A 26,492-nucleotide genomic window follows, 5' to 3' on the forward strand; every position below is an offset into this window, starting at 1 on the left:
TATCTTGTCCGGAATGTCCTTTCCGTCGAGCATGCTGACCGCGAACTCGAGATTCATCCGCGTGATGGTTGTCACATCGCCGTGGATGGCGTCGCCGGGAAGTGTCCCGCAGGGCGCGACATTCTCGACGAAATGTCCCACCATCTGCCGCGATAATGCCCACACGTCCTTCAGCGGCGAGGAGATCGGGGCACCGGCAATGGTGAGACCCGAGGGGGTCGAGCTGTCGGCGGTCATCGCGGACTCCTTCCGCATCGAATTGTCTGATGCGGCGGTTAACACTAATCACGCCACGGGGCGGTACCCAGGGTTATGGAATCGTCTGTGTGAATGCCGAACCCGTCTCGGGAAGTGCTGTGAGCCGTCACAACGCCGGGGGTGGATCGTCGCACGTCAGTGCCAGAGACTGCGGCAGGGCAGGGGGCGCATTCCGGGTCGCACCTTGGTGTCGATCGTGACCGCCAGGCCCGAGTGCACCGCGGCCGCAGCGAATTCCCATGCCTCGGCGCGAGTGGCGGCGTATTCGAGCACCAATTCGTCGCCCGGGTCGGGTCCGTCGAAATAGACGGTCACGCGCCGGGTCGGCGCCTCGGTGACGGTGTCGGGAGTGTACATGGCCGTGCTCCTTCTTCCTTCTGCGCCGATGCAGATGCCGATACAGCAGCAACGGCGCCGAGTTCGAAGGTACGTTCGTGTAACCGCCGTCAACAGATTTCCGCGCGATTTCGTCGCGCAACACAGACCGGTCTCGTCGGGTGTTGTGATTTCTCAAGGCGTGGGATGCCGACGGGCGTCTGTCGGTGCTGCCGGATAATGTGTTCGACCATGGGGAATTTCGTATTCCGGCGCGCCTTGGGCGCGTGCGCCGGGAGCCTGGTGTTGCTGGCCGCCGCGGTGGGTGCCGCCGCGGGTCAGCCGTTTCTTCCGGCCGATGATCCGGATCCGTTCTACTCGGCGCCGGGCGACGTCGCCGACCACGAGCCGGGCGACGTGCTGGGCATCCGGGCACTGCCACCGCTGGCCGTCTTCCCGGACACCGATGTCTGGCTGATCAAGTTCCGTTCGACGAACTCCGAGAACAAGCCGATCGCGGCCACCACCACGGTGTTGTCGCCGCGCCACCGGCCCGACAACGGGCCGCTGATGTCGTACCAGACCATCATCAACGGGCTGGGCACCGAATGCTCGGTCTCCCACACGCTCTACACCGACGACCCGAACCTCATGGTGCGCGAGGCGCCGGCCTACAACGTCGTGCTGCAGCGCGGCTGGACCATCGCGCTGCCCGACCACCTCGGGCCCGAATTCGCCTACGGCGCGGCCAAATTGGGCGGTCAGATCACCCTCGACGGAATCCGCGCGGCCCAGCAGGTGAAGCAGCTGCGCGTCGAGCACAGCCCGGTGGCGATGGCTGGATACTCCGGCGGCGGGATGGCGACGGCGTGGGCGGCGGCACTGGCCCCGACCTACGCGCCGGATCTGAAGATCGCGGGCGCGGCCGCCGGTGGCGTCCCGATGAATCTGGTGAAGATGCTGGAGGGCCTCGGCTACGGTTCGCATCCGGTGTTCGGGCTCGCGTTCGCCGCCGGAATCGGGCTCGAGCGCGAGTATCCCGACCGGTTCCCGATCTCCGACCAGCTCAACGACCTGGGCGTGCAGATGGGCCGGAAGGTCGCCAACGGCTGCACCAACGATCTGCTGGCCGCGGGCGCCGGGCGTGGCGCGCTCGATTTCGCGAAGACCACCAAGATGACCGAGGACCCCGAGGCCCGCAAGGTGCTCGAGGAGAACAGCCTCGAACTCTACGACGACGGCGTGCCGAATATGCCGGTGTTCGAATGGCATTCGCCCATCGATGGCCTGGTGCCAATCGACTCGATCGTCAACACCGACCGGCGCTGGTGCGGCGCGGGCGTCCGCCTGCAGTCCGAGGCGATCCCGGTGCCCGACCACCTGACCGCCGCGGTGCTCGGGCTGCCGTCGGTGATGACCTGGCTCGACGCGCGGATGCGCGGGGAGCCGGCCCCCAGCAACTGCTGAGGGAACCGAGGAGGGATCGCTGAGGGGCCCCGAGTAGGGATTGCTGAGGGGCTCCGAGCAGGGATTGCTGAGGGGCCCCAGTAGGGATCGCTGAGGGCCCCGAGAGGGGATCGCTGAGGCGGTTCAGATCCCGGCGACGGCGCGATCGATCGCGGTGTCGCCGGAGATCAGCTCCAGCGTTTTGCCGTAAGTGTTGGGTGCGCCCAGGGTTTCGGCGATGACGGCGGCGACGTCGGCGCGAGGGATCGCGCCGTACTCGCCGGGCGGCTCGACCAGGGTCACCCGGCCCGTGCCCGGGTCGTCGGTGAGCCGCCCGGGGCGCACAATGGTCCAGTTCAGGTCGCGGGCGCGCAGATCCTCCTCGGCCTGGGTCTTCGCGTCGATATAGGCGGACCACACCTCGTCGCGGCCCGGCTCGGGCGCCTTGCCCGCGCCCATGGTGGAGATCTGCACGAAGCGGGCGGTTCCGGCCGCCCGCGCGGCGTCGGCCAGCAGGACCGAACCGTCGCGGTCGACGGTGTATTTGCGGTCCACGCCGCTGCCCGGCCCGGCCCCGGCGGCGAAGACCGCGGCGTCGGCCCCCGCGAGCGCGGCCGCGATCTCGGCGGGCTCGGCATTCTCGAGATCGAGCACCACCGGCCGCGCACCGGCGGCGGTCACGTCGTCGGCGTGCGCGGGATTGCGGATGAGGGCGGCCACCTCGTCGCCGCGACGGGCGAGGGCTGCCGCGAGCTGTAGTCCGATCTTGCCGTGTCCACCTGCGATGACGATGCGCATGGGCTCTCCGTTTCGTTGGTCCGTGGTGATTCGCAACGGTAATCGGAACGCACAGCAATCCTACGGACCGTGCCGTTTCCGGCCGGTCGGCACGGTCTACCGGCCGGTATCGAACCGGACTCGCGATGTGTACGAATCGAAAACACCGCGGTGTCAGATGTTTCCGTGCCAGTACCCTCGAAGAACCCGATCAGGCGGGTCCGGGAGTCTTGGGGCCGGGCCCGCACGGCGGAGATCGGGTGTGAACTCACATGGGGGTGAGCCATGCGAAGCTGGCGCGTCGTCGTCACCGTGCTGCTGATCGTGTGCGGGCCGGCTGCTGCCGTCACGCAGGCGCAACCACCGGTGCCCGGCCTTCCCGCGTTACCCGGTCTGCCGGACCTGAATTCTCCCGCGCCGCCGCCCATCTCGCTGCCCGCCGGCGCGGACGTGCCCGATCTGCAGCGCTGGCTCAACGCCGTGGTCCCGCCCCCGCCGATCGTCGCGCCCGCGGTTCCCGTGGGACCCGCGGCGCCGGTGACGCCGGTGGCGCCCGAGGCCGCGACCACCGCGCAGGCGGCGAATCTGGCGCTGTTGCAGCAGGCGGTGATGCCGTCGGCCGTGGGCGATCCGCTGTTCGACTACTGGCCGCCGAATCTGGAGACCTTCGCCCCCGGCGATGTGATCGAGGTCCGCGATGTCACCCCCGTCGCCGCGCTGCTGGTACTCGTTCCGGCGCGGCAGGTGGTGCAGCTGAAGTTCCGGACCACCGACGCGCACGGCGCACCCTCGTACGGCACGGCGACACTGGCGATTCCGGCCGCGCCGTGGACGGGAACGGGGAGCCGTCCGGTGCTGGTGAACAACCTGCCGATCGATGCGCTGGGCCGCGACTGCACGCCGGGGTACACGCTGTCGCACGGATTCTCGTCCGACACCGGCCAGACCGACTTCATCCCGCCGACCACGCAGCTGGCCATGCTGCGCGGCTACGCGGTGCTGATCCCCGATCACGAGGGCCCGCGGATGGCCTATGCGGAGCCGTACGTCGCCGGGCACGTGGTGCTCGACTCCATCCGCGCGGTGCGCAACCTGCCGCCGTCGGAGTTCGCCGGCAGCCGCTACGCCATGCACGGATACTCCGGGGGCGCCATCGCCACCCGCGGCGCGGTCGCGCTGATCGACTCCTACGCTCCGGAACTCGCCCCGTCCATCGTGGGCGCCGCGCTCGGCGGCGTACCGGTCGACTATCAGATGCTGGGCCGCAGCATGAACGCCAACCTGGCGTCCGGGATCTTCCTGGCCGCCACGTTCGGGGTCGCGCGGGAGCGCCCGGAGATGCTCGGCGAGATGAACAATCTCGCCCGCTGGGCGGCGACCTCGCCGCTGAAGGACACCTGCTCGGGCGTCTTCGCACTGCCGGGCGTGCTGATGCTGCCGATCGATCTGGCCTCCCAGATCCCCGATCCGCTGCACAGCGACATCGCCACCCAGATCTACGACGTGACCCGGATGGCGGATTTGAAATCGGCGGTCCCGCTGTACATCTACAACGGTGAGCAGGAATGGTGGATCCCCGCCGAGGGCGCCCGCACCCTGTTCCGCGAACAGTGCGCGATGGGCGTGACCGCGGTCTACCGCAGCGTTCCCGGCGAACACATCCTCGCCGCGGGAATCGGCTATCCCGACGCGCTGTTCTGGCTCGACCAACGCCTCCAGGGCGCGCCCGCTCCCGACGAATGCTGAATGGGACGGTGGCGCAAAGGGGCCGGGGCACTGCGGGGAAATTTGTGTGCGGCCCCTAGCCGTACGTCCCGCCTTTCATGAATCGTCATCGGATTCATGCTGATTCGTCGTTGTGGTGTTTCCGTGGCCGTACCGTGATGTCACGCGGCGCCGGTGTTTGCGCGGTCGGCGCCGCGCCTGGCATCGGCGCGCCGCACTGAATCAGGAAAGGAGGCGCCGGTTCGGTAGCCGGGCCAGCCACCGTCGGACGGTTGCCCCGAGAGACAACCAGACCGTCCGTCGGCGCACCGCCGCACCGCGGCATGTGGACTACCAACCCCCTCCGTTGCGCGGTGCGAGTGCGCAGCAGTGGATTCATCCGCCGGGCGCGACCTCACCCCTGGCGCCCGGCGGATACACACCACCGCGGTCACGACCTCTGGAGCGACCCGATGACATCTCCCGCACCGGTCCTGCGCCTCGCCTCCGTCCGCTCGGATGGGGACACCGAACCGGCCGCCCCGCCAGGCTCGCTGACTGCGAGGCTGGCCGACCACTTCCGCACCGGCACGAGCGCCGCGGGCCTGTCCGCGGGCGTGCGCGAGTGCCTGGCCCTCGCACTCGGGGTGCTGTCGACGCCCGGCCCCCGGGACGCGGCGCAACTGTCCGAGCTGGTCGGCCGCGCCGGCGAATGGGCCCGCGAGGGTATCGATCTGGATACCGTGCTGCGCACCTACCACGAGGAGGTCCGCCGCGGCTTCGAGCGGGTCGCCGACGAACAGCGGTGCGGCCCAGCGGAATTGCTGGCCGGGACCGAGGATATGCTGCGGCTGCTCGAGACCGTCACGGTCGCGACCTCGTCCGCCTATCTCGACGAGCACCGGCTGTCGGCGCGCCATCATCAAACGGCCGCGCAGACTCTCGTGACGGCGCTGCTGAGCGGGCACGGCCGCGAGGCGCTGGCCCGCCGGACCGGTATCAGCGTGGCGTCCACGTATCAGGTTGTGGCGCTGTCGATTCCGCCGCATCCCGGCGAGCGGAACCCGCGACTGAACACCGAGGGCGTGGCCCGGCGCAAGCTGCGCCGGCTGCAGAGCGCCCTGGCGCCGGTCCTGGGCTCGCGGGCGCTGTCGCTGCTGTCGGTGGACGGCGGGACCGTGCTGGTGCCGGTCGAGGAGATTCCCGCGCTGACCGGTGGGCTCGCGCTGACCGCCGACACCCTCGACGTGCTGTCGTCCGCGGCGTCGGTGCCGCTGACCGCCACCGTCGTCACCGGCGCCACCGAGCGCATCCCCGAACTCGCCGAGCAGGCCCGCGAACTGCTGGAACTGGTTCTCGCCCTGGGCCGCCCGGCCGGCCTGTACCGGATGGCCGACGTGGCCGTGGAGTACCAGATGACGCGGCCGGGCCCTGCCCGCGAGCACCTCGCCGCCGCCCTCGACCCCCTGGCCTCGCACCCCGAACTCCTGGAAACGCTGCGCGCCTTCCTCGGCGCCGGGCTCGACCGCCGCGCCACCGCCCAGCGCCTCGGCGTCCACCCCAACAGCGTCTCCCACCGCATGCGCCGCATCGAACGCCTGGCAGGCATCGACCTGTCCCACCCCGAGGGCATCTCCCGAGCCAGCCTCGCCCTCCTCGCTTACGAACTCGCCGCCGTCTGACGGGTTTGCGAGCCTCGGCCCGGTTTCGCGGGCCGAGGCTTTCCTTTACTGCCGAGGGCCGAAGGGAGCAAGGAGTAGGGGTGGTAGGCCGTCGGGGGTGAGGGTGCCTGCCAGGGGCACGCCGGCGTCGGTGAAGAGGGCGGTGGCGCGGGGCATGTGGTCGGCGGAGGTGACCAGGACGGCGTCGCCGGATCCCATGGCGCGCATGAGTTCCGCGGAGTTGGCGGCGTTCTCGACGGTGTCGGTGGCGGCGGGTTCGGTGTGGATGCGCTCGGGGGCGATGCCGCGCTCGATCAGCCAGCGCGCCATGGCGTCGGCCTCGGTGACCCCGGCCCGCGGATTGCCGCCCGTCACGATGACCGGCGACTGCGGGGAGATCACGGCCTGCACGAATCCGGCCTCGAGCCGGTCGACCAGCTCCGGCCGCATATGCCCGTCCGGTTCCAGGCCGTACCCGAGCACCACGATGGCGGTCCCGGGCCCGCGCGGCACCGGCAGGGGCGGGCCGGGCGGGCTGGTGTCGAGGGCGCCGAAGGTCTCGAGCACCGCGGCGACGGTGTCGAGTATCGGGTCGCCCACGGCCGCGGGCGCGGTGAGCAACAGCCCGGCGGCGACGGCGGCGCCGGCCAGGACACGGGTACAGGATCGCGACAGCGAGATCGTGGTGTGGGGCATCGGAACTCCAGAGGAGAACCGCCGACGTCGGCGGGAGCGGGAATATGCAGCGATCATGCCCGCCATTTCCGTGATCTGATCGTGATAGGTTGCAGCGCTGGATATCTCACGGCAACGAGCGCGTCGCAATTGTGACCCCGACAGCCCCGCGACAACGCCGTCGTGCGCGGCGCGCATTTCCCCTCCTCGTGAACTCTCACTGCGGCCCACCGGCACGCTCGTGAGATTTCGAAAAGCCTGCTCGAGTCCGTATCCGGCGCCTCTTTCCGGACCTAGCGTGTGACCGCAGTTCCGAGCCGCCCGAAATCACGGCGCGGCACCGGAACCGAAGAACGCCGTGGTTCTGCAGGAAGGCAAGGAATGAGACGTAGTACCCGCCGCCGGCCGTTGAGCGCCGCGGTTCTCGTGGGGGTCTCGCTGCTCGCGATGGGCTTCGGTGGCGTCGGCGCCAGCGCCGACCCCGCACCGGTTCCCAGCGAACAGCCGACGGAACAGCAACTGGCCGACAACATCGCGCAGGGGTTGAAGAATCCGGCCGCTCATCCGATCGCGGACAGCGGCAGCGCCGGCAGTTCGGGATCCGCGTGCACCTCCGGCAGCGGCGCGGGGTCGGGCAACGGCTCCGGCGACTGCTACGGCGGTTCCGGTTCGAGTTCCGGCTCCTCGGGCGGGCATTCGTCGGACACCGTGGGGTACGGCCCGGCGAGCACGTCCTTCCTCGCCGCCTTCGGCTACGGGCTGCTGAACCCGAATGTCGCGCCGCCGGGCACCAACGACTGGAACTGCAAGCCGACGGCCGAGCACCCCGAGCCGGTGGTGCTGGTACACGGCACCTGGGAGAACGCGTACGACAATTTCGCGTTCGTCAGCCAGCCGATCAAGGATGCCGGCTACTGCGTCTACACCTTCAACTACGGGCAGTCGAACCTGCTGGAGGGCGGCGGCCTGGGCTCGGTGCTGCCGGGTGCGAACGGCACCGGCCTCATCCAGGATTCGGCCAAGCAGCTGGCGACGTTCGTCGACCGGGTGCTGACCGCGACCGGTGCGCCGAAGGTGAACATGGTCGGGCACTCCCAGGGCGGCGTCATGTCGCGGCAGTACCTGAAGTTCGAGGGCGGCGCGTCCAAGGTGGACCACCTGATGACCTTCGGCGCCACCAACCACGGGACGTCGCTGGACGGGATCGGCGCGCTCGGGCGGGCGATCAACAACTTCGGGATCGACGTGCTCGGGCTGGTCGAGATCTTCGTCGGGCACTCGGGAATCCAGCAGACCATCGGCTCGGATTTCATCAACACCCTCAATGCCGGCGGCGACACCGTGCCGGGCGTCGACTACACCGTGGTCGGTACCCGCTACGACGAGGTCACCAACCCGTACGACCTGACATTCCTGCAGGCCGGACCGGGTGCGACGGTCCGCAACATCACCCTGCAGGACGGGTGCGAACAGGATCTGTCCGATCACCTCACGCTGATGTACTCGCCGCGGGTGCTCTCGATCATCCTGAACACCCTCGACCCGTCGCAACCGCTGGCGTGCACGTTCAACCCGTGGCTGTTCGGCGGCGGCGGCAAACTCTGACGACCAACCGACGGGTGCCCGGCGGCACGCGAGAGTCCTGATACCCCTCCGCGTCCCGCCGGTCGCCACCCGCCGTTTCGCTCACACGGGATGGGCATCGCCGGCCCAGCTCCGACACCCGTGCGGCGGTCACGAACGGCGGTACCGGCCCGCCGGGCGGTGGAATACCCCCATCGCCCGGCGGGCCACCGGCCTGTCCGGCCGGTACCGAGAACAGGAGAGAGCGAGATGATCCGGAAACTACTGCGCGGCAGCGTGATTCCCGTCGTGGTCCTGGCGGCGGGCGTCCTGCTGGGCGGGGCGCCGGCCACGGCGGACGCGCCCGACGGGTCGGCGGTCACCGGCAGCTGGCCGGTGGACGGGCGCACCGTGCAGTTGCGCGTGCACTCGGCGGCCATGGACACCGACATCATGGTCAACGTGCAGCGCCCCGCCGACGCCGGCGCGCCCGCGCCGGTGCTCTACCTGCTCAACGGCGGTGGGGGAGGCCAGGATTCGGCCACCTGGCAGCGCAATACCGACGTGCTGGGATTCCTGTCCGACAAGCAGGCGTACGTGGTGCAGCCGGTCGGCGGCAAGTGGAGCTACTACACCGACTGGCGCGCGCCGGATCCGAAACTCGGTGTGTACAAGTGGAAGACGTTCCTCACCGAGGAACTGCCCCCGCTGATCGACGCCGAATTCGCCACCACGGGCGCGAACGCGCTGGCCGGACTGTCCACCTCGGGCACCTCCGTCCTGCAGCTGCCGATCGCCAAGCCGGGCCTGTACCGGGCGGTGGCCGCCTACAGCGGGTGCGCCCAGATCAGCGATCCGCTCGGGCAGCAGTTCGTGAAGCTGTCGGTGGAGTCGTGGGGCGGCGGCAACACGGTCAACATGTACGGCCCGCCCAACGACCCGATGTGGGCGGCCAACGACCCCTACGTGCACGCCGACGGGCTGCGGGGCCTGCAGCTGTTCATCTCCAGCGGCACCGGCGCGCCCGGGGCGTACGACAAGTACGAGGGCAAGTACATGCAGCCCGGCCCGCGCGGCTTCTTCAACCAGCTGCTGATCGGCGGGGTGATCGAGGCCGCGGTCGATCACTGCACGCACAACCTGCAGGACCGCCTCGCGCAGCTGAACATCCCGGCGACCTTCGATTTCGAACCCGACGGCACGCACTCGTGGGGCTACTGGCAGGATGCGCTGAAGCGGTCGTGGCCGGTGCTGGCCTCCGGGCTCGGCATACCCGCCTGATACGGCACCTGCCCGGGACCGCGGCGGAGTGGTCATAGACTTTCCGTCGTAGAACCGAGCCGGAACCGCGTAGGGGCGGTACCGGGGAATGTCGAACTTCGGCGTTTCGAACGAGAGTGACAAGGCGGTCGGAGCGGTGCGGACGAGCTGTGCAGTAGGCGCCAGGGGCGTCGAGATCGGTGCGGGCGGCGGCCTCGCGGGCGGTGCGCGGTGACGGCCGCCGCGCTCGATACCGAACCCGAGGTGCTGCGACCGCCCTTGGAGAAGTTCGGCTTCTCCGAATTCCGGCGGACCGCGATGATCGGGACCGTGCTCGGCGCCTCGGTCACCCGCCGCGTCGTGCGCGGCGGCCTGCGCCGCCCGAAGCGCCGCCGCGCGGTCGCCGACGGCATGGTCGACGGGTTCGAGACGCTGGGCCCGATGTTCGTGAAGCTCGGTCAGCTGATCGCCTCCTCCCCGGCGTCGTTCCCGGCCGAACTGGCCGACGCGTGCCTGCGCTGCCTCGACGATGTGCCGCCGTTCCCGGGCGTGGACGCCCGCGCCATCATCGAGTCCGATCTCGGCCGCCCGATCTCGGAGCTGTTCCGGGAGTTCGACGACGAGCCGCTGTCGGCGGCGTCGGTGGCGCAGGTGCACGGCTGTGTCCTCGCCGACGGACGCCCGGCGGTGGTGAAGGTGCAGCGGCCCGATATCGCGCGGCGCATGATCGTCGACCTGCGCGCGGCCTACCGGCTGGCGGGCGCGATGCAGAAACGCTCGGAGAACGCGCGGGTCGCCAATGCGGAGGGCGTGGTGCGCGACCTGTACGAGACCACGGTGGCCGAGCTGGACTTCCGCAACGAGGCCGACAACCAGACCCGGGCCCGCGCCAACCTGCGGGCCTTCGGCGACAACGCGAATGTCGTTGTGCCGGAGGTGTACTGGGAATACTGCGGGCCGCGCGTGCTGTGCATGGAGCGGATGAGCGGTATGCCGCTGGACCGCTTCGACGACATCCGCGCGGTGCACCCGGATCCGGAGCTGCTGATCCGGCGGCTGGTCAAGGCGTGGGTGGAAAGCGTTGTGGTGCACGGGCTGTTCCACGGCGACGTGCACGCCGGGAACCTGTGGCTGCTCGACGACGGCCGGGCCGCCATGCTCGATTTCGGCATCGTCGGCAAGATGACCCCGCAGTGGCGCGACTTCGTCGGCGCGCTGTTCCACGCCAGCGCCGTGGACGGCGACTTCCGGCCGGTGGCGCGGGCATTGCGCGAACTGGACCTGGTCGACGGCGAGTCCGGTGACGACGCCACCATCGGCCGGCAGCTGGCCACCGCGCTGGCCCCGGTGCTGTCGGGCAAACTCGCCCAGCTCGATATGGGCAAGGTCGCCGCGCGCATGGTCGAATTCGGCAAGCGTCGCGGCGCGTTCGGCCCCGAGCAGCTCATCCTGATGGGTAAGCAGCTCGGCTACTTCGAGCGGTACGCGGTGGCCCTGGCCCCCGGGTGGCGGCTGGGCCAGGACCTCTACCTGTTCCGCAACATCTTCCCCGACGAGGTCGCCGCGAAGGCCGCCGAGGAGGGTATCGAGCTGCCCGACTGAGCGGGATCAGTCCACGAATTCGCGGTCGCCGTAGCGGACCGCAGCGGGGTCCCAGGTCGCGCCCAGGCCGGTGACGAACCGGCCGACCAGCGGCAGATCGGCCAGATCGGCGACCAGGATCAGCGTGTCGTTCTCGGTGACGGAGCCGCCGACGAGGCGGTCGCGGACCTCCGGGTCGGCGACGAGCGCGTCGTGGAACCGGGTGACGCCGATGCCGGGGACCTCGACGGTGAACGCGTCGCGCGCGGGGGAGTCGGCGGGCAGCGGTTCGAAGGTGAGCACCGACTCCTGGCCGAACCGCGTCCGGACCTGGTCGGCCAGGTCGTGCAGCGCGGGCCCGGATACGCAGGCCAGGTGGAATTCCCGCGAGCGCTCGTAGGTGGCCTGCCGCTGGGTGTCCGACCAGAACACGCCGCTGACGAGCGTCGAGCCGACCGGCAGCGTGAGGTGTCCCAGCGCCATGCCGTCGACCTGGAGTTCGAAGGCCTCCAGCCGGTTTCGCAGCCGGTCGTCGCCGGGGTCGGTGATGGTGGCCGTGTTGTCGGTGGCGAACAGCTCCGCCTCGATCCGGAGCGGATTGCCCGCGGCGCAGTCGGCGGGGCCTGCCTGCGCGGTGCCCGCTCCCGTCATCACCCCCGCCGAAACCACCAGCGCCGCAATCATTCCCACACTTCGCGATCCGATCATGTCACCCTCCTGCTCGCGTCCACCTACGGTATTCGATCACCGGGCGCATCCGGCGTTGTCACATCGGGGCCGCGCGTCGCGATGGTTCCTCGGGGCGCGGGAATATGCTCCCAGCGAACGCCCTACCCGCCACCACCGAAAGGGTGCGTTTTCATGACCGATACCGATCCGGACGAGCCCCGCGAGCGGCCCGCCGGTGGGGACGACGCGACCGTCGACGAGCGTGTCCAGCTCGCCGCCGAACGGGGGGACCGGGACGAGCTACGCCGGCTCGCCGCGGCGGGCAGCGAGGACGCGGTCGACGAGCTGATCGAGCTCGCGGCCGAGCGCGGGGAGATGGGCGAACTGCGCCGCTGGGCCGACCACGGCAATGCCGTCGCCGTCCACCAGCTCGTCCAATTGGCCAGTGACCAGGGTGATCTGGTCGAACTCCGCCGCCTGGCCGCGGGCGGCAACCGCGATGCCGCGGACGCGCTGGCCGAACTCACGGCCGAATAGCCCGCTCGATAATGTGACGCGACACACACTTGAATCCGACGTAACGTCAGGTTCTAGCGTGGAGCGTGCACACCGAGAGGAGACCGGAGTGGGCGAGCGGATGTGGCGGATCGGGGAGCTGGCCCGGGCGACCGGGGTGACCGTCCGGGCGTTGCACCACTACGACCGCCTCGGCCTGCTGACCCCCTCGTCGCGGACCTCGGGCGGGCACCGGTGCTACACCGGCGCGGATGTCCGGCGGCTGCATCGCATCGTCGCGTTGCGGGGCTACGGCTTCGCCCTCGAGGAGATCGCGGGCCTGCTGGACGCCGAGCCCGATTCCGATCCGCGGGAGGTGATCCGGCAGCAGCTGGTCCTCCTCGACGACCGGATCGCGCAGGCGACCAGGCTGCGGGCCCGGCTGCTCGGTGTGCTCGGCGGCCTCGACCTCTCGGCCGAGCCGCCGGCCACGGAATTCCTGCGACTGATCGAGGAGACGACGACCATGAGCCGCCCACTGACCCACGAGGAATTCGCCCGCCTGCAACAGCGCCGCGCCGACTACGCGGCCCGCCTCACCCCGGAAGACCTCGCGGCCCTGTCGAAGCGACGCGAGGAGGCCATGGCGGCCCTGACCCCCGAGGAACGCGACCGCATGACCGCCGAACGCAACAGCCTCCTCCCGGAGTCACCCAGCGGCACACCCTGATCGGCCCGCCATTCCCGGCACGCGCACTCTCAATTTCCCGGCGCGCCCACTCTCAATTGCCCGGCGCCCACTCTCAATTTCCCGGCGCGCGCTCTCAATTTCCTGGCGCGCGCTCTCAAATTTCCCGGCATGCTTTTGGCCGGGAACTCGCCACCACACCTCGCGACTATCCTTGTTCCGCAACATGTTTCGGCGAAACCCTGCGAAGCGCGGTCCAGCCGCCCCACCCCCGCTCGCCCAGTAGTTCCATCAGACGGCGGGCGGGCGGGGCGGCATCGAAGGCGAGGGCGTCCAGCAGCGTGGCGAACGGGGGCTCGAGGCCGGTCTCGCCGAGGTAGGCGTCGCCGTACTCGTCGGCCAGGCGGGTGAGGTAGGCGGACAGGGTGTCGGCCAGGGTGACGAGGGCCGGGTCGTCGTCCGTCCGGTCGAGGGCCCGGCCGAGGGTGAGATAGAAATCGAGGAGCTGGGGGTCGGCGAGCTGCCGATGCTTGCGGGCCACCCACTCCGGAACGCGCTGCGGGGCCCGCGCGGCGAGCGGGATCCACCCGTCGCGCTCGACCCGGACGATCCGCTCGTCGACCCCCAGCTCCCGCAACCTGTCGAGGAATCCGACCACCTCCGGCGGCAGCGCGAGGTCCTCGGCGGCGGTGAGGCGGGCGATCCGCGCGCGGTGCCGCTGCCGTTCGCGGATCTCCGCCCGCAGCCGCGCATCGATATCGGCGACCGCCGCCGCGAACTCGTCCGCACCGGCCGCCAGCATGTCCCGCACCCGCGCCAGCGGCACCCCCGCCTCCGTGAGCGTCCGGATCCGGATCAGCTCGATCACCGCGCCCGCGTCGTACCGCCGGTAGCCGTAGTGGTCGCGCTCCGGTTCCGGCAGTAGCCCGGTGGCGTGGTAGTGCCGCACCGCGCGCACGGTCACCCCCGCGCACGACGCCAGCTCGCCGATGGTCAGCATGCCACCAGTCTGCGGGACCCGCCCGATGTCACGAGACGGCGTCCCGGATGATCCGGGTGATCTCGGGCGCATGCGTCACGACCAGCCGATGGTCGGCCTCGAGCCAGACCGCCGAGATCCGGGGCCGCGCCCGCACGAGCCTGTCGATCCCCGCCCGCCAATTCCGATTCCGCCACACCGTGCGCTCGTCGTCGCCCGATCCCGCCATCGCGGTCGACATGATCATCCGGACCGGCCGATCGATCTCCCGGTACCGGTCCAGAATTCCCCGCCGGATCCCGTCCAGCTCGAGATTCAGCGCGAGAATATCCTTCGCGCCGAGCAGCATTCGGCTGTCGGGATCCGCCGCCATCTCCGCCGCCATCGCGCGGAACTCCGGAAGATCGTCTTCGGCGAGAAACGGTTCGGGCACCGGATTCGCGCCGTCGACGAGAATCAGCCCGCCGACCGCCCCGGGATGTGCCGCGGCGTAATGCACGGCGAGATCCGCGCCCAGCGAATAGCCCACGAGGACCGGCGGCGAGGAGAACGGCGCGAGCGCGGCGATCACGGCCTCGAGATCCCCGAGAAACTCCTCGAATCCGTATCGATCGGTCGCCGAAGACAACCCGTGCCCCCGTGGATCGAACGCCGCCACCTCGTGATCGCGCCGCAGCAACCCGATCAACTCACCCAGCTCGGCCCGCGTCGACCCCAGCCCGGGACACACCACGACCGGCCGCCCGGCCCCGCCCCGGCTCACCGCGATCCGCACAGCGCCGCGCCGGACCGTGAACTCCTCCGCACTCATGCCACCATGCTGGGGCCTTGACCCTGCGTCAGGGCCAAACCGGCCGCTACAGGCTGCGGCCGATGATGACCTTCATGATCTCGTTGGTGCCGCCGTAGATCTTCTGGATGCGGGCGTCGGTGAAGGCGCGGGAGATGGGGTATTCGGCCATGTAGCCGTAGCCGCCGAAGAGCTGGAGGCAGTCGTCGGCGACGCGGCACTGCTGTTCGGTCAGCCACCACTTGGCCTTGGCGGCGGTCGGGACGTCGAGTTCGCCGCGCAGGTGCTTGGCGACGCAGTCGTCGGTGAAGGCCCAGGCCACGCTCTTGGTCGTATCGGCCTCGGCCAGGACGAACTGGGTGTTCTGGAATTTGAAGATCGGCTTGCCGAACGCCTCGCGCTCCTTGGCGTAGGCGATCGTCATCTCGACGGTCTTCTCGATGGCCGCGGCCGCGGCGACCGCGAGGATCAGTCGTTCCTGCGGCAGCTGCATCATGAGCTGGATGAACCCGGCGCCCTCGGCGGCGCCCAGCAGATTGGACTGCGGCACGCGGACCTCGTCGAAGAACAGCTCGCAGGTGTCCTGGCCGTGCTGGCCCACCTTCTCCAGGTTGCGGCCGCGCCGGAACCCGTCCCGGTCGGTCTCCACCGCGATGAGCGAAACGCTCTCCGCGCCTTTACCTTCCGACGTCTTGGCCGCCACCAGCACCAGATCGCAGAGGAGGCCGTTGGAGATGAAGGTCTTCGCGCCGGACAGGACGTAGTCGTCGCCGTCCTTGACCGCCTTGGTGCGGATGTTCTGCAGATCCGACCCGGTGCCGGGTTCCGTCATCGCGATGGCCGCGACGATCTCCCCGCTCGCCATCTTCGGCAGCCAGGCCCGCTTCTGCTCTTCGGTGCCGTAGGAGTGGATGTAGTGGGCGACGATGGTGGAATGCACCGGGTTGCCGAGGCTCGGCGCCATGGCCCGCGTCTGCTCGATCGCGACGACGGCCTCGTGGGCGAAGGTGCCCCCGCCCCCGCCGTACTCCTCGGGAATGCTCAGGCACAGCAGCCCGACGTCGCCGGCCTTGTTCCAGATCTCGCGGTCCACGTGCTGCTGGCGTCCCCAGCGGTCCTCGTTGGGCGCGCACTCCTTCTCGAAGAACCGGCGCGCCAGGTCGGCCAGTGCGTCCAGATCCTCGTCCATCCACGGGGAACGGTGCAGAGACACAGCAGAACTCCTCTGTTCGAAGGCTTGCCTCCGATGCTGGTGCGCCCGCGCCGCCCCGCCAATGACCGCACCGCTCGATTCCTTGACCCGACTGCTCGAGGTCACCTCGTGGGCACTGGGAATACGGGCAACGAGACTACGCGGGCGTTCAGCGCTGATACGACCCCGGCGGGCTGCCGGTCCAGCGCCGGAACGCGCGGGAGAACGCGCTGGGTTCGGAGAAGCCGAGCCGCCGCGACAGCGCCGCGACGGTCTCCCCGCCGCGCACCAGGCTCGCCACGGCCGCGTCCCGCAGGATCTGCTCGCGGATCTCGCGGGCCGAGGTGTTCTCCTCGCGCAGCTTGCGGCGCAGCGTCGCGGGGCTCATCCGCAGTTCCGCGGCCACCTCGTCGTTACTCGGCCAGGCGCCGGTGCGGCCGCGCTCGAGAATCCCCCGCACCTGGGCGCTGACCGAGACCGAGTAGTGCCGGCGGGCGATGACGGCCGAGGGCGCGTCGCGCAGGAAGGCCACCAGATCCTTCTCGTCGCGCACCAGCGGGAGGTCCAGGGCCGTCACGTCGAACACCAGCGCGGGCGCGGGGGCCGAAAACACCACGGGCGCACCGAAGATGAGGTCGTAGTCGTCGAGACCCGATGGGGGATAAGGCACTTCGACGCGGCACAGCTGGAAGCGCCCGCCGACCGCCCAGCCCAGAAAGCGGTGGGTGATGGTCAGCATGGTGTCGATCACCAGCCCGACCGGGCTGCGCACCGCGCTGATGTCGAAGGCCAGCCGCGCCTGCTCGCCATCGATGACCAGTGTCAGCGGCGGAAACCCGGGTAGCGACTTCTGGAATCCGAGGAACCGCCGGATCGCGGCGTCCACGTCGGCGGCGCCGAGCAGCGCGAAGCACACCAGCCGGAAGGTACCGCGCGGCATCGGACGCAGCCCGAGCCCGAACAACTCGTCGTCGGTGGCCCGCCACAGGCGCTGCATCATCCGGACGGTCTGATCGACGGTGACCCGGGACCGGCCCTCGGCGAGCAGTTCCGGCGCGATCCCCGCCGCGCCGAGCATATCGGCGACGTCCCAGCCGCGCGCCCCCGCCAGCTCGACCATGGCCCGCACCCTCGCCATGGGCAGGGTGTATCCGGCATCGGTCGAGGTCACCCGCAGACCGTAGCAATCCCGGTCAACTGTGTTACCCGGTGATCACTGTATGTGGCACGCTGCGTGTCGCCGGGCGCGAATATGGTTGGGGCGCAAGCGGGTCGGGGGTCATGGGGTGTTGGCGAACACCGCGTCTGCGGTGGGCGCCGCCACGGCTCGGTCGAGCCAGGTCTCGAGCAGGGCTGTGTCGGAACAGGTGGCGATGCGGTCGCGGGCCTCGGGGGAGAGCGGGATGCCGCGGTGGTCGAGGATGCGCAGAATGCTGTTCGCGATGCCCTCCGTGCGGCCTTCCTCGCGGCCTTGTGCGCGCAGGCGCTGGGAGGTTTCGGAGCGGAAGAACGCCATGTCCACGGTCATCAACTGCCTCCAGATCGTCGCGGCCCGGGTGCTGCCCAGTCCGAGTTCGGTGAGTTCGGCGAGGATGGCGCGGTCCTCGTCGTCGTCGACATCCCGCAGGGCGGTGGCCAGCGCCGTCAGTATCTCACCGATGCGGGGGTCCTTGGCGTGGGTGACGGCGGACAGGGTGGCGAGCGGGAGGTCTCCGGCGGCCGCGGCCGCATCGGTCACCACCGGGACGTTGTGCGGGCCGAGCACCATCGGCTGCACGGTGAGACTCGGCCACAGCGGCAGCCCGATCGCCGCGGGCCGCACCGCCCACAGCGCGGTCACCCGATCGTGGCAGACGATCAGCAGCACGACCGGTAACCGGTACTTGCTGTGGGCATGGGCGACGTAATACGCCCACGCCGCCGGCTTGTCCGGATCGTCCTGGCCCTGCGCCTCGACGAGCAACAGGAACGGCCCATCCACGGTCTCGACCCGCAGCATACTGTCGACCCGCCGCTCGACCGGCTGGATCTCGGTGCGATCGGTAGGCATCAGATCCACCGCCACCGGATCGGGAAACGGCAGGTCCAACGCCCGAAACGCACGCGCGAACACCCCCGGGTCGTGCCGGAAGATCCGATGCATCGCCTCGTGCCGGGAACTGACCATGGCCACGAGGATAACTCGAGGATCGAAAGTATGTTCGATAGCACGGAATTCTAGCGAGTCAAACTTCTTGGCAGGGTTGCTCGGTTTACGCTCCGGGCACATCGAGCCAGGAAGGAGCCGATCCTGTGGCGAGATTACGGCGATTGAAGATCCCGGTCGAAGACAAGGTGCGCGTGGTGTTGTCGGTGCTGGCCGGGGAGATGAGCGCTGCGGAGGCCGCGCGACGGCGCGGGGTGAGCACGGCATCGGTCGGGAAGTGGAAGCAAACGTTCCTCGAGGCTGGGACGAAAGCGCTGGATGAAGTTGGGACCCGGGGACGAACTTCTTCAGTCGATGGGCTCGGCTCGAAGGAGCATTGTTGGGCGGTTCATCACTAGTAGCCATAGCGGCAGGATGACCAGGCACAGTACCGGCACGATGGTGGAGTCGCCGACCGTGAGCGCGGCCATGAACAGCGCGAGCCAGCCGTAGCGGGCGATGACCAGCACCGCGCCGAGGACCCCGCACGCGAGCGCGACGACCGGCGGAATACTCGGCACCAGGGCATGCGCGATAGTGCCGACACAGACGCCCAGGAACGCCGCCACGAATATCCGGCCGCCCCGGAAACCTGAGGAGGCCGCCACGATCAGTGCCGCCAGTTTGACGACCGTGATCAGGACCAAGTGCGTAACCGGCGTGGAGTCGGCTTGCGCGGTCAGCTCTTTCATTTCTTCGAGCCCCTTGAACAGGGTCAGGTGCCCACCCAGCGCGCCGAGCATGCCGAGGACGACACCGCCTGCGGCAAGAGCGAAGAACGGGTTCGGCAGCCGATGGAAAGGCTGTGCGCGTAGGGAAACTGTATACCGCGACCAGGCAGAGCCCGGCCGAGATGAGCGCGATCACTGTGCCGGTGAGTACATCGATCAGTGCAGGTGTGGAGCGGTAGGCCGGAATGTCGAGTGACAGTGCGGGTTGCTCGAACGCTGTCACGGTCAGTGCAGCCGTACCGGCGGCGACCAGCGGCGCGAACAGCCGGTTCCACAGGGGCCCGGCGGCAGTGGCGGTCGCCAGTTCGGTGAGCACCAGCGCGGCGGCGATCGGTGTGCCGAACAGTGCGCCGACCGTGGCCGCTGCGGCGAGCACCGCGGCGGTCTCGGCCGGGACCCGCCGCCATAGTCGCGCCGCGATCCACACCGTCAGTGCGGTATTGATCGCTGTGATCGGGTTTTCCGGGCCCAAGCTGACACCGCCGGCCATGCCGAGGACCAGCACGAGGGCAAGACTTGGCAGCACTCGTAGCGGTTGTGGCGTGTCCAGCAGGTCGAGGGTGGCCGGATCGGGACCGGCGTGGCCGGGCAGTTTCCACACCAGCATTCCGGCCACTGCTCCGGTGAGGGTCAGGATGGTGAAGATCCACCACCCTGACCGGCCGTCGACATTCAGCAGGCTCGGGGTCGTTGTCCACAGAAGCTTACGCAGCTGTTCGGTTGTCGAGTTCAGCGCGATGAGTAGTAGCGCGCAGCCGATTCCGATCGCGACCGCGGGCAAGGCCAGCACCGCGAGTTCGCGCGGTCCGGGTGCTTGCTCAGGTGCCCCGGTGCCGGTCAATGTTCACTCCGGCGCACCAGTCGCGCCAGGAACGGAAACAGCAGTACCGTGGTCGCTCCGGCGGCGACGAGTGTCGAGGCCAGATCCGCGCGCAGCAGATCGGAGCTGGTGGCGACCTGGGTCACCGCGACGATGATCGGCAACCCGGTTGCCGCGTAGAGCGCCAGCTCGGTACGTCCGCGCCGCGAGGTCAGATTCGCGCCGTGGGGAATGAAGCGCTCGCTCAACAACACCGGCAGGCCGCGGGCCAGCAGGATGGTCACCACGAACAGCGCCCACAGCAGCGGGTTCGCGGCGACCGCGCCGACATCGATTCCCATCCCGGACACCACGAAGAAGACCGGGATCAGCATGCCGAATCCGATTGCCTCCAAAGAGGTTTCAACCTCCGGATGGCCGGCGGCGACAAGCTTGCGCAGAATGAGGCCGGCGGCGAAAGCGCCGAGCACGACATCGAGATCGAACACCTCGGCGACCATCATCAGAATCAGGAGCAGGAGCAGCACACCGCGCACCGGCAGCTGATCTGTGCCGCCACTGGCCCTGTCGAGCATGCGGCCGAACCCTGGCGATCGATCCAGCAGTCGCCGCGGAAGGAACCCGATCAGTCCGGTCGCGACCACGAACAGTGCGAGCACGACAATCGCGCCCCCGAGATTCCGGCTGGTGAGCAGCAGCGACATCGCGAGTACGGGACCCAGTTCGCCCACCGCGCCGTGTGCGAGAACCGCGCGGCCCAAAGGTTTGTCGAGCAAGCCTTCCTGCTTGACGATCGGCAGCAGGGTCCCCAGTGCGGTCGAGGTCAATGCGATCGCGACGGCGATACGCGCGGCGAAATCGGCGTCCGAGGCCGCGAGGGTCACCAGTGCCAGCGCGATTCCGAGACCCGTGAGCCAGGTGAACCATGCGGTGCGCCCGGACCGGCCCCCGAGCAGGCGAGGATCCAGTTCGTAACCGGCCAGCAGGAACAGCATTCCGAGCCCGAGTTCACTGAGCAGATCGACGCCACCGGCGGTATCCGCCCAACCCAGGGAATGCGGGCCCAGCAGCACTCCGAACACCAACAGCAGCACCACACTCGGTACGGCGCCGCGTACCAGTCGAGACAGAATCGGTGCCGCCACAGCGACCGCGCCGATCCAGCACAGCGACACGATCGCCGACGGCCCCGCAGTCGGCAATCCATCAGCAAGCGTATCCACTCACCTATCGTGGCATGTCAAGCGACCGGTGACGGCACTATAGCAGCACTTGAAGTGGTGATTTTCTGCCGGAATACTCGTCGCTTCCCCAAGGCATTCAGAAAAGTGCTGCATATTTGCACGCATCAGGCGCGCGCCCGCTCGAGCGGGTGCTCGTGAGATGGCAGCACCGATCTCGGCAACGAGTCGCCCACTGCGGGGACGAGTGAGATCTCCTCTCGCTCAGCAAAATTCAGGCGAGTCGCGCTGCGACGGTGCGGTACCGGGCGAACTGTTCGGGTCTTGACACTCTTCGTCCGCTCGGGGTGGAGCGCCGCCGACGGACGGGTTACTCACGGCAGGGTTGGGTACCGAAATCGCTTGTGCCGGTGTAGGTCACATTGGACAGGTAGGGGCCCATCACCGCGACTTCGTCGCCGGGGGCCTTGGTGTTCTGGACAGCTCGCCTGGCCGCGGCATCAACCATGTGACCAGCCAGTTCCTGCCAAGATCTTGACGGTGAAGATGTGTGAGTCGCGTAGGCGTCGGGTTTGACCTCAATCTTGACCGAACTCCTTGTGCGGGATGTCCTTCTTGGGATCTGTCGACTCGACGCCTACGCGGCGGCGTGTGCGTCGTGTTCGGGCGGTCGTGACATCATAGGACCCTGCTTATGTTCTTCACCGTCTTGTCCGTCTAACCCGTTGCGTCGCAGAAGAATTCGACACAAGGGAGACAGATGGGCAACACAGTCGATGGGCTCGCGATCGTCGGTGGGGTCGACACCCACGCCGACACGCATCACGCCGCGGCGCTGGACTCGCTCGGCAGATTGCTGGACACGCGGGAGTTCACCGTCGACACCGGTGGCTATCGAGCCATGGTGCAGTGGCTGCAGTCGTTGGGGCCAGTGACCGGCATCGGCGTGGAGGGCACCGGATGCTACGGTGCCGACCTGACCCGTTACCTGCGTTCGTGCTCGATCCCGGTCGCGGAGATCAACCGTCCAAACCGCCAGGACCGCCGGTTACGCGGCAAATCCGATCCCCTCGACGCCGAAAGTGCCGCCCGTCGTCTCTTGGCTGCCACACGCCATGTGCGGCCGAAGGATTCCACAACGGCAGTCGAGTCGATCCGGGTCACCGCACCCGATGTTCTGCGCGCCCAGCTGCGCACGATGACGCTGAAAGCGGCGGCCGCCAGGGCAGCCCGATTCCGGATTACCCCGGCAACACCGGTGGACCCGGTCCAGGCCACCAAACTCGCGATGCGCAGCATCGGACGCCGTGTCGCGGTACTCACCGACGAGATCGACACCGCCTCAACGCAATTGACGGAGTTGCTGACCTCGATCGCACCGACCACGATGGCCTTGTTCGGCGTGTCCACCGACCACGCCGGCCAACTGCTGGTCACTGCGGGTGGCAATCCCGAACGGCTGCACTCGGAATCCGCCTTCGCCGCTCTGTGCGCTGCGAACCCGATACCGGCCAGCAGCGGTAAAACCCCTCGTCACCGGCTCAATCCCTTCGGCGACCGCGGCGCCAACGCGGCCCTCCACATGATCGCTGTCGTCCGCATGCGCCACGACCCGGCAACCCGAGCCTATGCCGCCAAACGCACGACAGACGGCCTGTCCAAGCGAGAGATCATCCGCTGCCTCAAGCGCTACATCGCCCGTCAGGCCTACCACGCGATCATGACCGACCTCGGCCACAAATCAGGGCACATCAGGACTTGACGGTCTATAGGACCATCGCAAGACACGTGTCTCGCGGGTCGCTATCCAAGTGGTGCGTCGTCGTCTCGGCGATGAGTTCCGCGAGCCCGCGGAGTCTGGACTGTCGGCCGGCGCAACCTCGCCACCGGTGTCCGGGGTCCGCGGACTGCCGCTCACCCCCGACGACTTCTTGCGCTGACGGCGGGATCCGGGTGTTCGGCGTTCGGTGACTCGGGGCTAGGTGAAACGGGGCCCGGCGACACGGGATCCGGCGGCCCGGGGTCCTGTGGCGCCGGATACCGCACGGCTGCGGGAAAGCAGCGCAGCAGTGCGGCGAGCCGCGCGGTATCGCCCGCCACCTCGGTGTCTGCCCGCTCGACGGCGTCGTGCAGCGCCGCACCGGCGAACACCAGATCGCGCAATGTCGCCGCCTCCGGCACGGTCAGCCACGCCTCGGGTTCGGCGTGCTCACCGCGGTCCAACTCGAGGCGCCCGCCCGCAACGGTGATGCGGAACCGATCACCCGCGACGTCCAGCTGGCAGCGCAGCGACAGCTCACCCGCCAGTGCCGGATCGAAGGTGGCGCGCAGGGCGAACAGCAGCGCGTCGACGCTCAGTTCCGCCGCGCCGTCCTCGGGCAGCGGTGCGCGGCTGCCCCAGTGGGCGAGCGCGCGGAGCACGGGCTCCAGTTCCTGCCCGCGCTCCGTGAGTTCATACACGGCGGCGGGCGCAGGCGGTCCCAGGCGCCTTCGCCGCACCAGGCCGTCGGCTTCGAGCTCGCGCAACCGCTGCGCGAGGACGTTCTGGCTCATCTGCGGCAGCCCGCGGTGCAGGTCGGAGTAGCGCTTCGGGCCGAAGACCAGCTCCCGCACGACGAGCAACGCCCACCGCTCGCCGACCGCATTCAGCGCTCGCGCGATGCCGCAGGGGTCGTCGAACAGCCGCTTCTTGCTCATGCACCCGATTGTACTTGCACAACAGGTGTGAATGCTCCTAAATTAGGAGTGTGAACGTGGCCTCCGTCGACGGCACCGTCATCGGCTACACACGGCACGGCGACGGGGCCCGGGTGGTCCTTGGTCGACATGCTCCGACGGTGACGATCACGCATCGAGAAATGGAGAGAAGCAGTGAACGAGATGACACGTCGTGTGACGTCCGCCGACGGTACGAGGATCGCCTACGACCGGAAAGGCACTGGCCCGGCGGTGATCCTCGTCGGCGGCACCCTAGACGACGGCGCTGAGAACGCGCCGCTGGCCCGGCTCCTTGCCAACCATTTCACGGTCTACAACTACGCACGACGCGGCCGGGGCGACAGCGGCGATACACTGCCGTACGCCGTGGCGCGGGAGGTGGAAGACCTCGACGCGCTGATTGCGACAGCCGGCGGCTCGGCTCACGTGTACGGCGCCTCATCTGGCGGCGCCCTCGCGCTGGAGGCAGCAGCGGCAGGTTCGGCGATCGACAAGATCGCGGTGTGGGATGTGCCGTACGTGATCGGGGACGATCTGTGGCCGAGGTTCAACCAGTACCTCGCGGACACTCACGAGGCAGACAAGGCCGGCCGGGACGAGGAGCTCCTGGAACTGTTCATGAGGCTTACCGGCGGACCCGACGCGGACATCGCGGCTGGCAAACAGCACCCGCTCTGGGCCTCGTCCGTCGCGCTCGCCCACACGCTCGTCAAGGACGCCATGGTCCTCAATGACTACAAGATCCCCACAAACCGACTTGCCCGCATCACTCAGCCGGTCCTGGTGACCACCGAGGGTCCGACCACCCAGCCCCAGTTCGCAGGCCTCCCGACCGACTTCTTCGACCGCGCCGCGAAAGCGATAATTGCTGCCATCCCCCAGACCGAACGACACACGCTCGACGGACAGGGACATGTCGTCGACCCCGAACTCATGGCCCGTGTACTGAAGACGTTCTTCAACCAGTAACCCGTCGACTGATCGGGTCGCGACCGTGGGTCGCTTCGGAACGCAGGCCCATCGGCCACGTCAGCATCGATCGGTGAGCGGCGACTCCTGAGTTCCGGCAGTCCACCCGCTTGGCTGCCACCGGCCACGGGTGCCCGACCGGTTGGTGTTCTGGGGAATCTTGATCCGCCTCACCACGGGGGCGTCGTGGGTCGACATCGAAGCAATCCTCGAACACCGGGTCTCTGACACCACGCTGCGAGCCCGTCGCGATGAGTGGATCGCTGCGGGGTGTTTCCACCAATTACGCGCCGAAGCGCTCGCCGCGTTCGACCGGATCATCGGACTCGACCTGTCCGAGGTCGCCGTCGAGCCTGAACGTACATGTGCTGAGCCCAGCTCTATCAAGATTGAGGATGCGGTGACCGAAGCCCGGGTGGTCCCTAGGCGTCCGGGTCGCGTTTTCCGGGGGCGATGAAGGATTTGGAGTCGTCGATGGGGGTGTTCTGTGCGGCGGAGAGCCACCAGGTGCCTTCGCGTTCGATGAGGACGTAGAGTGCGACCTCCGAGAAAGCGCCGGGGGTGAGGGCCTGTCTGCGGATTTGGGTGACGACCACGCCCGGGGCGGGACTCGTTGCGACCACGACCTCGAAACGGGAGGCCGGTGCCGCGGGCTTGTCGGCTCGCATCATCCGGCGGTGGATGGTGTTGATGCGGTCGTGGCCGACGACCAAGGCTCCGAAGGGGGTGCCCCACACCACGTCCGCGGCGAAGGAGTTGTCGTAGCGGTCGGCGTCGGTGGTCTCGAGGGCCTTCTGTAGTTCGGCGGCGAGATCGGCGGCCACCGCCTGTGCGGTCGCGTCGGTGGCCGGGTCGGCGAGGGTGGGCCGGGTAGTCATGTCATCCTCCGTTCGGCGGGTACCGAACACAGCCTGCAATCTCAACCAACGTTGAGGTCAAGCCCTGTGGTACTCGTCAGCTGCACGGCGTCGACCCGGCCCACGTCGCCCTCGCCACCCGCCGCGACGACCACCACCGGCTCGTCGCGGCCTTCCGGAAGTATGCCCGGACTCACGTCACCGGACCCGAATTCGACTGAGCCGCCGACGTTTCCACGCGAACGGCGGTTACGCGGTCTGCCCCTGCTCGGCGCGCCGGCGCACGATCTCCGTGATCCATGTGGGCGCGTACGGGGAGGTGCAGTTCGGCGGGGTCGGGTAGTCCTTCAGCACTCCGAGGCGTTCGCCGATGGCGAGGGCGCGAGCGCGGTGGCCGGCGTGCTCGATGCCGATCTCGGCGAGGCAGTGATTCATCGCCCACTGCAAGCGATCCGGGGCGTCGCGCATATCCGCCTCGATCGCGTCCAGCAGGCCGGCGAGGTCGAGGCCCTCGGGCTTCTTCGCGACGCGTTCGGTGGTCAGCGCCCAGCCGGCGCTCGCGACCACCGGGTCCGGGTCGGCGAGCCAGGCGACGCGCAGGTCCTCGGCGTGCGGATTCTTCTTGACGACGTTCACGAGCCAGTCCTGGACCTTGGGCGTGCGCGCCTCGCGCAGCATGCCGTCCAGGTCGCCACGGTCGAATGCCTTCGGCCGGCAGATCAGGGTCGCCAGCAGCCGTGCGGCGGAGTCGCCGGTCGCCCACAGCTGCCGCGCGAGGTCCTGCTGCGTCTTCAGCCGCTTGGCGAGCGCGCGCAGCTTGGTGAGATTCACGCCGTGGTCGTCGCCGTGCTTCTCGTTCACCGCGCGGATCTTGGGATCCGCGAGGGCGGCCAGCTCGGCCGTCACCTCGGCCACCGTCGTCTCGGTCACCTCGGTCTCCTGTCCGTCGCGGGGAGTTCTCGGCCGAATACAGCATGT

At 68.9% G+C, this 26,492-nt stretch carries 25 protein-coding genes and 2 pseudogenes; 11 read left to right on the forward strand and 16 right to left on the reverse strand.

Translation table 11 applies throughout. The annotated features are described in order from the left end of the window. Together ON41_RS13775 and ON41_RS13780 are read right to left on the reverse strand one after the other, a co-directional pair. Positions 1-237 (reverse strand): annotated as a pseudogene (locus ON41_RS13775) (PucR family transcriptional regulator); the annotation flags it as partial. A gap of 156 nt (positions 238-393) precedes the next feature. Further along, complete coding sequence (locus tag ON41_RS13780) at positions 394-615, reverse strand: hypothetical protein (RefSeq protein WP_040748009.1); 222 nt, start codon at positions 613-615, stop codon at positions 394-396. A gap of 210 nt (positions 616-825) precedes the next feature. Here ON41_RS13780 and ON41_RS13785 point away from each other — a divergent pair, with 210 nt between their 5' ends. Beyond that, positions 826-2,040, forward strand: coding sequence for a lipase family protein (locus tag ON41_RS13785; protein ID WP_040748010.1), 1,215 nt, complete (start codon positions 826-828; stop codon positions 2,038-2,040). Positions 2,041-2,163: 123 nt separating this feature from the next. On the opposite strand, the gene ON41_RS13790 is transcribed toward ON41_RS13785, so the two are convergent. After that, the gene (locus ON41_RS13790) at positions 2,164-2,817 is read right to left on the reverse strand and encodes an NAD(P)H-binding protein (RefSeq protein WP_040748011.1); all 654 of its coding nucleotides are present in this window, start codon (positions 2,815-2,817) and stop codon (positions 2,164-2,166) included. A 264-nt stretch (positions 2,818-3,081) separates the two neighbouring features. Here ON41_RS13790 and ON41_RS13795 point away from each other — a divergent pair, with 264 nt between their 5' ends. Beyond that, a complete protein-coding gene (locus ON41_RS13795) occupies positions 3,082-4,542 on the forward strand; it encodes a lipase family protein (RefSeq protein WP_040748012.1) in 1,461 nt (486 codons plus the stop codon). 431 nt (positions 4,543-4,973) lie between these two features. After that, positions 4,974-6,182, forward strand: coding sequence for a PucR family transcriptional regulator (locus tag ON41_RS13800; protein WP_040748013.1), 1,209 nt, complete (start codon positions 4,974-4,976; stop codon positions 6,180-6,182). Positions 6,183-6,227: 45 nt separating this feature from the next. Here ON41_RS13800 and ON41_RS13805 read toward each other — a convergent pair whose 3' ends face one another. Continuing rightward, positions 6,228-6,857, reverse strand: coding sequence for a YdcF family protein (locus ON41_RS13805; RefSeq protein ID WP_085995674.1), 630 nt, complete (start codon positions 6,855-6,857; stop codon positions 6,228-6,230). 360 nt (positions 6,858-7,217) lie between these two features. Between ON41_RS13805 and ON41_RS13810 the strand changes: the two genes are divergently transcribed. The 3 genes from ON41_RS13810 (at position 7,218) to ON41_RS13820 (ending at position 11,261) form a co-directional block, all read left to right on the forward strand. Beyond that, positions 7,218-8,441: an esterase/lipase family protein gene (locus ON41_RS13810; protein ID WP_040748014.1), complete on the forward strand. Its 1,224-nt coding sequence runs from the start codon at positions 7,218-7,220 to the stop codon at positions 8,439-8,441. A 228-nt stretch (positions 8,442-8,669) separates the two neighbouring features. Next, positions 8,670-9,680, forward strand: a complete 1,011-nt coding sequence (locus tag ON41_RS13815) for an alpha/beta hydrolase (RefSeq protein WP_051161410.1) — start codon at positions 8,670-8,672, stop codon at positions 9,678-9,680. A gap of 210 nt (positions 9,681-9,890) precedes the next feature. After that, positions 9,891-11,261, forward strand: a complete 1,371-nt coding sequence (locus tag ON41_RS13820) for an ABC1 kinase family protein (protein WP_051161412.1) — start codon at positions 9,891-9,893, stop codon at positions 11,259-11,261. Positions 11,262-11,267: 6 nt separating this feature from the next. On the opposite strand, the gene ON41_RS13825 is transcribed toward ON41_RS13820, so the two are convergent. Continuing rightward, positions 11,268-11,948: a hypothetical protein gene (locus ON41_RS13825; RefSeq protein WP_040748015.1), complete on the reverse strand. Its 681-nt coding sequence runs from the start codon at positions 11,946-11,948 to the stop codon at positions 11,268-11,270. Between the two features lie 153 nt (positions 11,949-12,101). Here ON41_RS13825 and ON41_RS38980 point away from each other — a divergent pair, with 153 nt between their 5' ends. Then, positions 12,102-12,446, forward strand: coding sequence for a hypothetical protein (locus ON41_RS38980; protein WP_063709877.1), 345 nt, complete (start codon positions 12,102-12,104; stop codon positions 12,444-12,446). A gap of 88 nt (positions 12,447-12,534) precedes the next feature. Then, positions 12,535-13,134, forward strand: a complete 600-nt coding sequence (locus tag ON41_RS13835; protein ID WP_218003448.1) for a MerR family transcriptional regulator — start codon at positions 12,535-12,537, stop codon at positions 13,132-13,134. A 166-nt stretch (positions 13,135-13,300) separates the two neighbouring features. On the opposite strand, the gene ON41_RS13840 is transcribed toward ON41_RS13835, so the two are convergent. From ON41_RS13840 to ON41_RS13860, 5 genes are all read right to left on the reverse strand, one after another. Then, a complete protein-coding gene (locus ON41_RS13840) occupies positions 13,301-14,092 on the reverse strand; it encodes a MerR family transcriptional regulator (RefSeq protein ID WP_040748016.1) in 792 nt (263 codons plus the stop codon). A gap of 28 nt (positions 14,093-14,120) precedes the next feature. After that, complete coding sequence (locus ON41_RS13845) at positions 14,121-14,882, reverse strand: alpha/beta fold hydrolase (protein WP_040748017.1); 762 nt, start codon at positions 14,880-14,882, stop codon at positions 14,121-14,123. A gap of 46 nt (positions 14,883-14,928) precedes the next feature. Then, positions 14,929-16,050, reverse strand: a complete 1,122-nt coding sequence (locus ON41_RS13850) for an acyl-CoA dehydrogenase family protein (RefSeq protein ID WP_040748018.1) — start codon at positions 16,048-16,050, stop codon at positions 14,929-14,931. Positions 16,051-16,222: 172 nt separating this feature from the next. Continuing rightward, positions 16,223-17,224: an AraC family transcriptional regulator gene (locus ON41_RS13855; protein ID WP_051161414.1), complete on the reverse strand. Its 1,002-nt coding sequence runs from the start codon at positions 17,222-17,224 to the stop codon at positions 16,223-16,225. Between the two features lie 108 nt (positions 17,225-17,332). Then, positions 17,333-18,220, reverse strand: a complete 888-nt coding sequence (locus tag ON41_RS13860) for a hypothetical protein (RefSeq protein ID WP_040748019.1) — start codon at positions 18,218-18,220, stop codon at positions 17,333-17,335. A gap of 167 nt (positions 18,221-18,387) precedes the next feature. On the opposite strand from ON41_RS13860, the gene ON41_RS41580 reads away from it, so the two are divergent. Next, positions 18,388-18,597 (forward strand): hypothetical protein, encoded by a 210-nt coding sequence (locus ON41_RS41580; protein WP_373281346.1) that lies wholly within the window; start codon positions 18,388-18,390, stop codon positions 18,595-18,597. On the opposite strand, the gene ON41_RS43425 is transcribed toward ON41_RS41580, so the two are convergent. The 3 genes and pseudogenes from ON41_RS43425 to ON41_RS13870 form a co-directional block, all read right to left on the reverse strand. Next, positions 18,547-18,981 carry a voltage-gated chloride channel family protein gene (locus tag ON41_RS43425; RefSeq protein ID WP_276325731.1) on the reverse strand — a complete coding sequence of 145 codons (435 nt, stop codon included), beginning with the start codon at positions 18,979-18,981 and terminating at the stop codon, positions 18,547-18,549. The two genes, ON41_RS41580 and ON41_RS43425, sit on opposite strands and share 51 nt — an antisense overlap. Positions 18,982-19,138: 157 nt before the next feature. Continuing rightward, positions 19,139-19,576: pseudogene (locus tag ON41_RS43770) on the reverse strand (chloride channel protein); the annotation flags it as partial. Between the two features lie 230 nt (positions 19,577-19,806). Continuing rightward, entirely contained in the window at positions 19,807-21,012 is a 1,206-nt protein-coding gene (locus ON41_RS13870) for a cation:proton antiporter (protein ID WP_051161416.1), read from the reverse strand. A gap of 718 nt (positions 21,013-21,730) precedes the next feature. On the opposite strand from ON41_RS13870, the gene ON41_RS13875 reads away from it, so the two are divergent. After that, positions 21,731-22,732: an IS110 family transposase gene (locus ON41_RS13875; protein ID WP_040748021.1), complete on the forward strand. Its 1,002-nt coding sequence runs from the start codon at positions 21,731-21,733 to the stop codon at positions 22,730-22,732. 152 nt (positions 22,733-22,884) lie between these two features. Here ON41_RS13875 and ON41_RS13880 read toward each other — a convergent pair whose 3' ends face one another. Further along, positions 22,885-23,667, reverse strand: a complete 783-nt coding sequence (locus ON41_RS13880; protein WP_063709878.1) for a winged helix-turn-helix transcriptional regulator — start codon at positions 23,665-23,667, stop codon at positions 22,885-22,887. A 183-nt stretch (positions 23,668-23,850) separates the two neighbouring features. Here ON41_RS13880 and ON41_RS13885 point away from each other — a divergent pair, with 183 nt between their 5' ends. After that, positions 23,851-24,657 carry an alpha/beta fold hydrolase gene (locus ON41_RS13885; RefSeq protein WP_040748072.1) on the forward strand — a complete coding sequence of 269 codons (807 nt, stop codon included), beginning with the start codon at positions 23,851-23,853 and terminating at the stop codon, positions 24,655-24,657. A gap of 422 nt (positions 24,658-25,079) precedes the next feature. Here ON41_RS13885 and ON41_RS13895 read toward each other — a convergent pair whose 3' ends face one another. Together ON41_RS13895 and ON41_RS13900 are read right to left on the reverse strand one after the other, a co-directional pair. Then, positions 25,080-25,535 (reverse strand): DUF4440 domain-containing protein, encoded by a 456-nt coding sequence (locus tag ON41_RS13895; RefSeq protein WP_051161420.1) that lies wholly within the window; start codon positions 25,533-25,535, stop codon positions 25,080-25,082. Between the two features lie 228 nt (positions 25,536-25,763). Continuing rightward, positions 25,764-26,444 (reverse strand): DNA alkylation repair protein, encoded by a 681-nt coding sequence (locus ON41_RS13900; RefSeq protein ID WP_040748022.1) that lies wholly within the window; start codon positions 26,442-26,444, stop codon positions 25,764-25,766. Positions 26,445-26,492: the final 48 nt, after the last annotated feature.

The sequence above is a fragment of the Nocardia transvalensis NBRC 15921 genome (assembly GCF_000308875.1).
GTDB classification, from domain to species: domain Bacteria; phylum Actinomycetota; class Actinomycetes; order Mycobacteriales; family Mycobacteriaceae; genus Nocardia; species Nocardia transvalensis.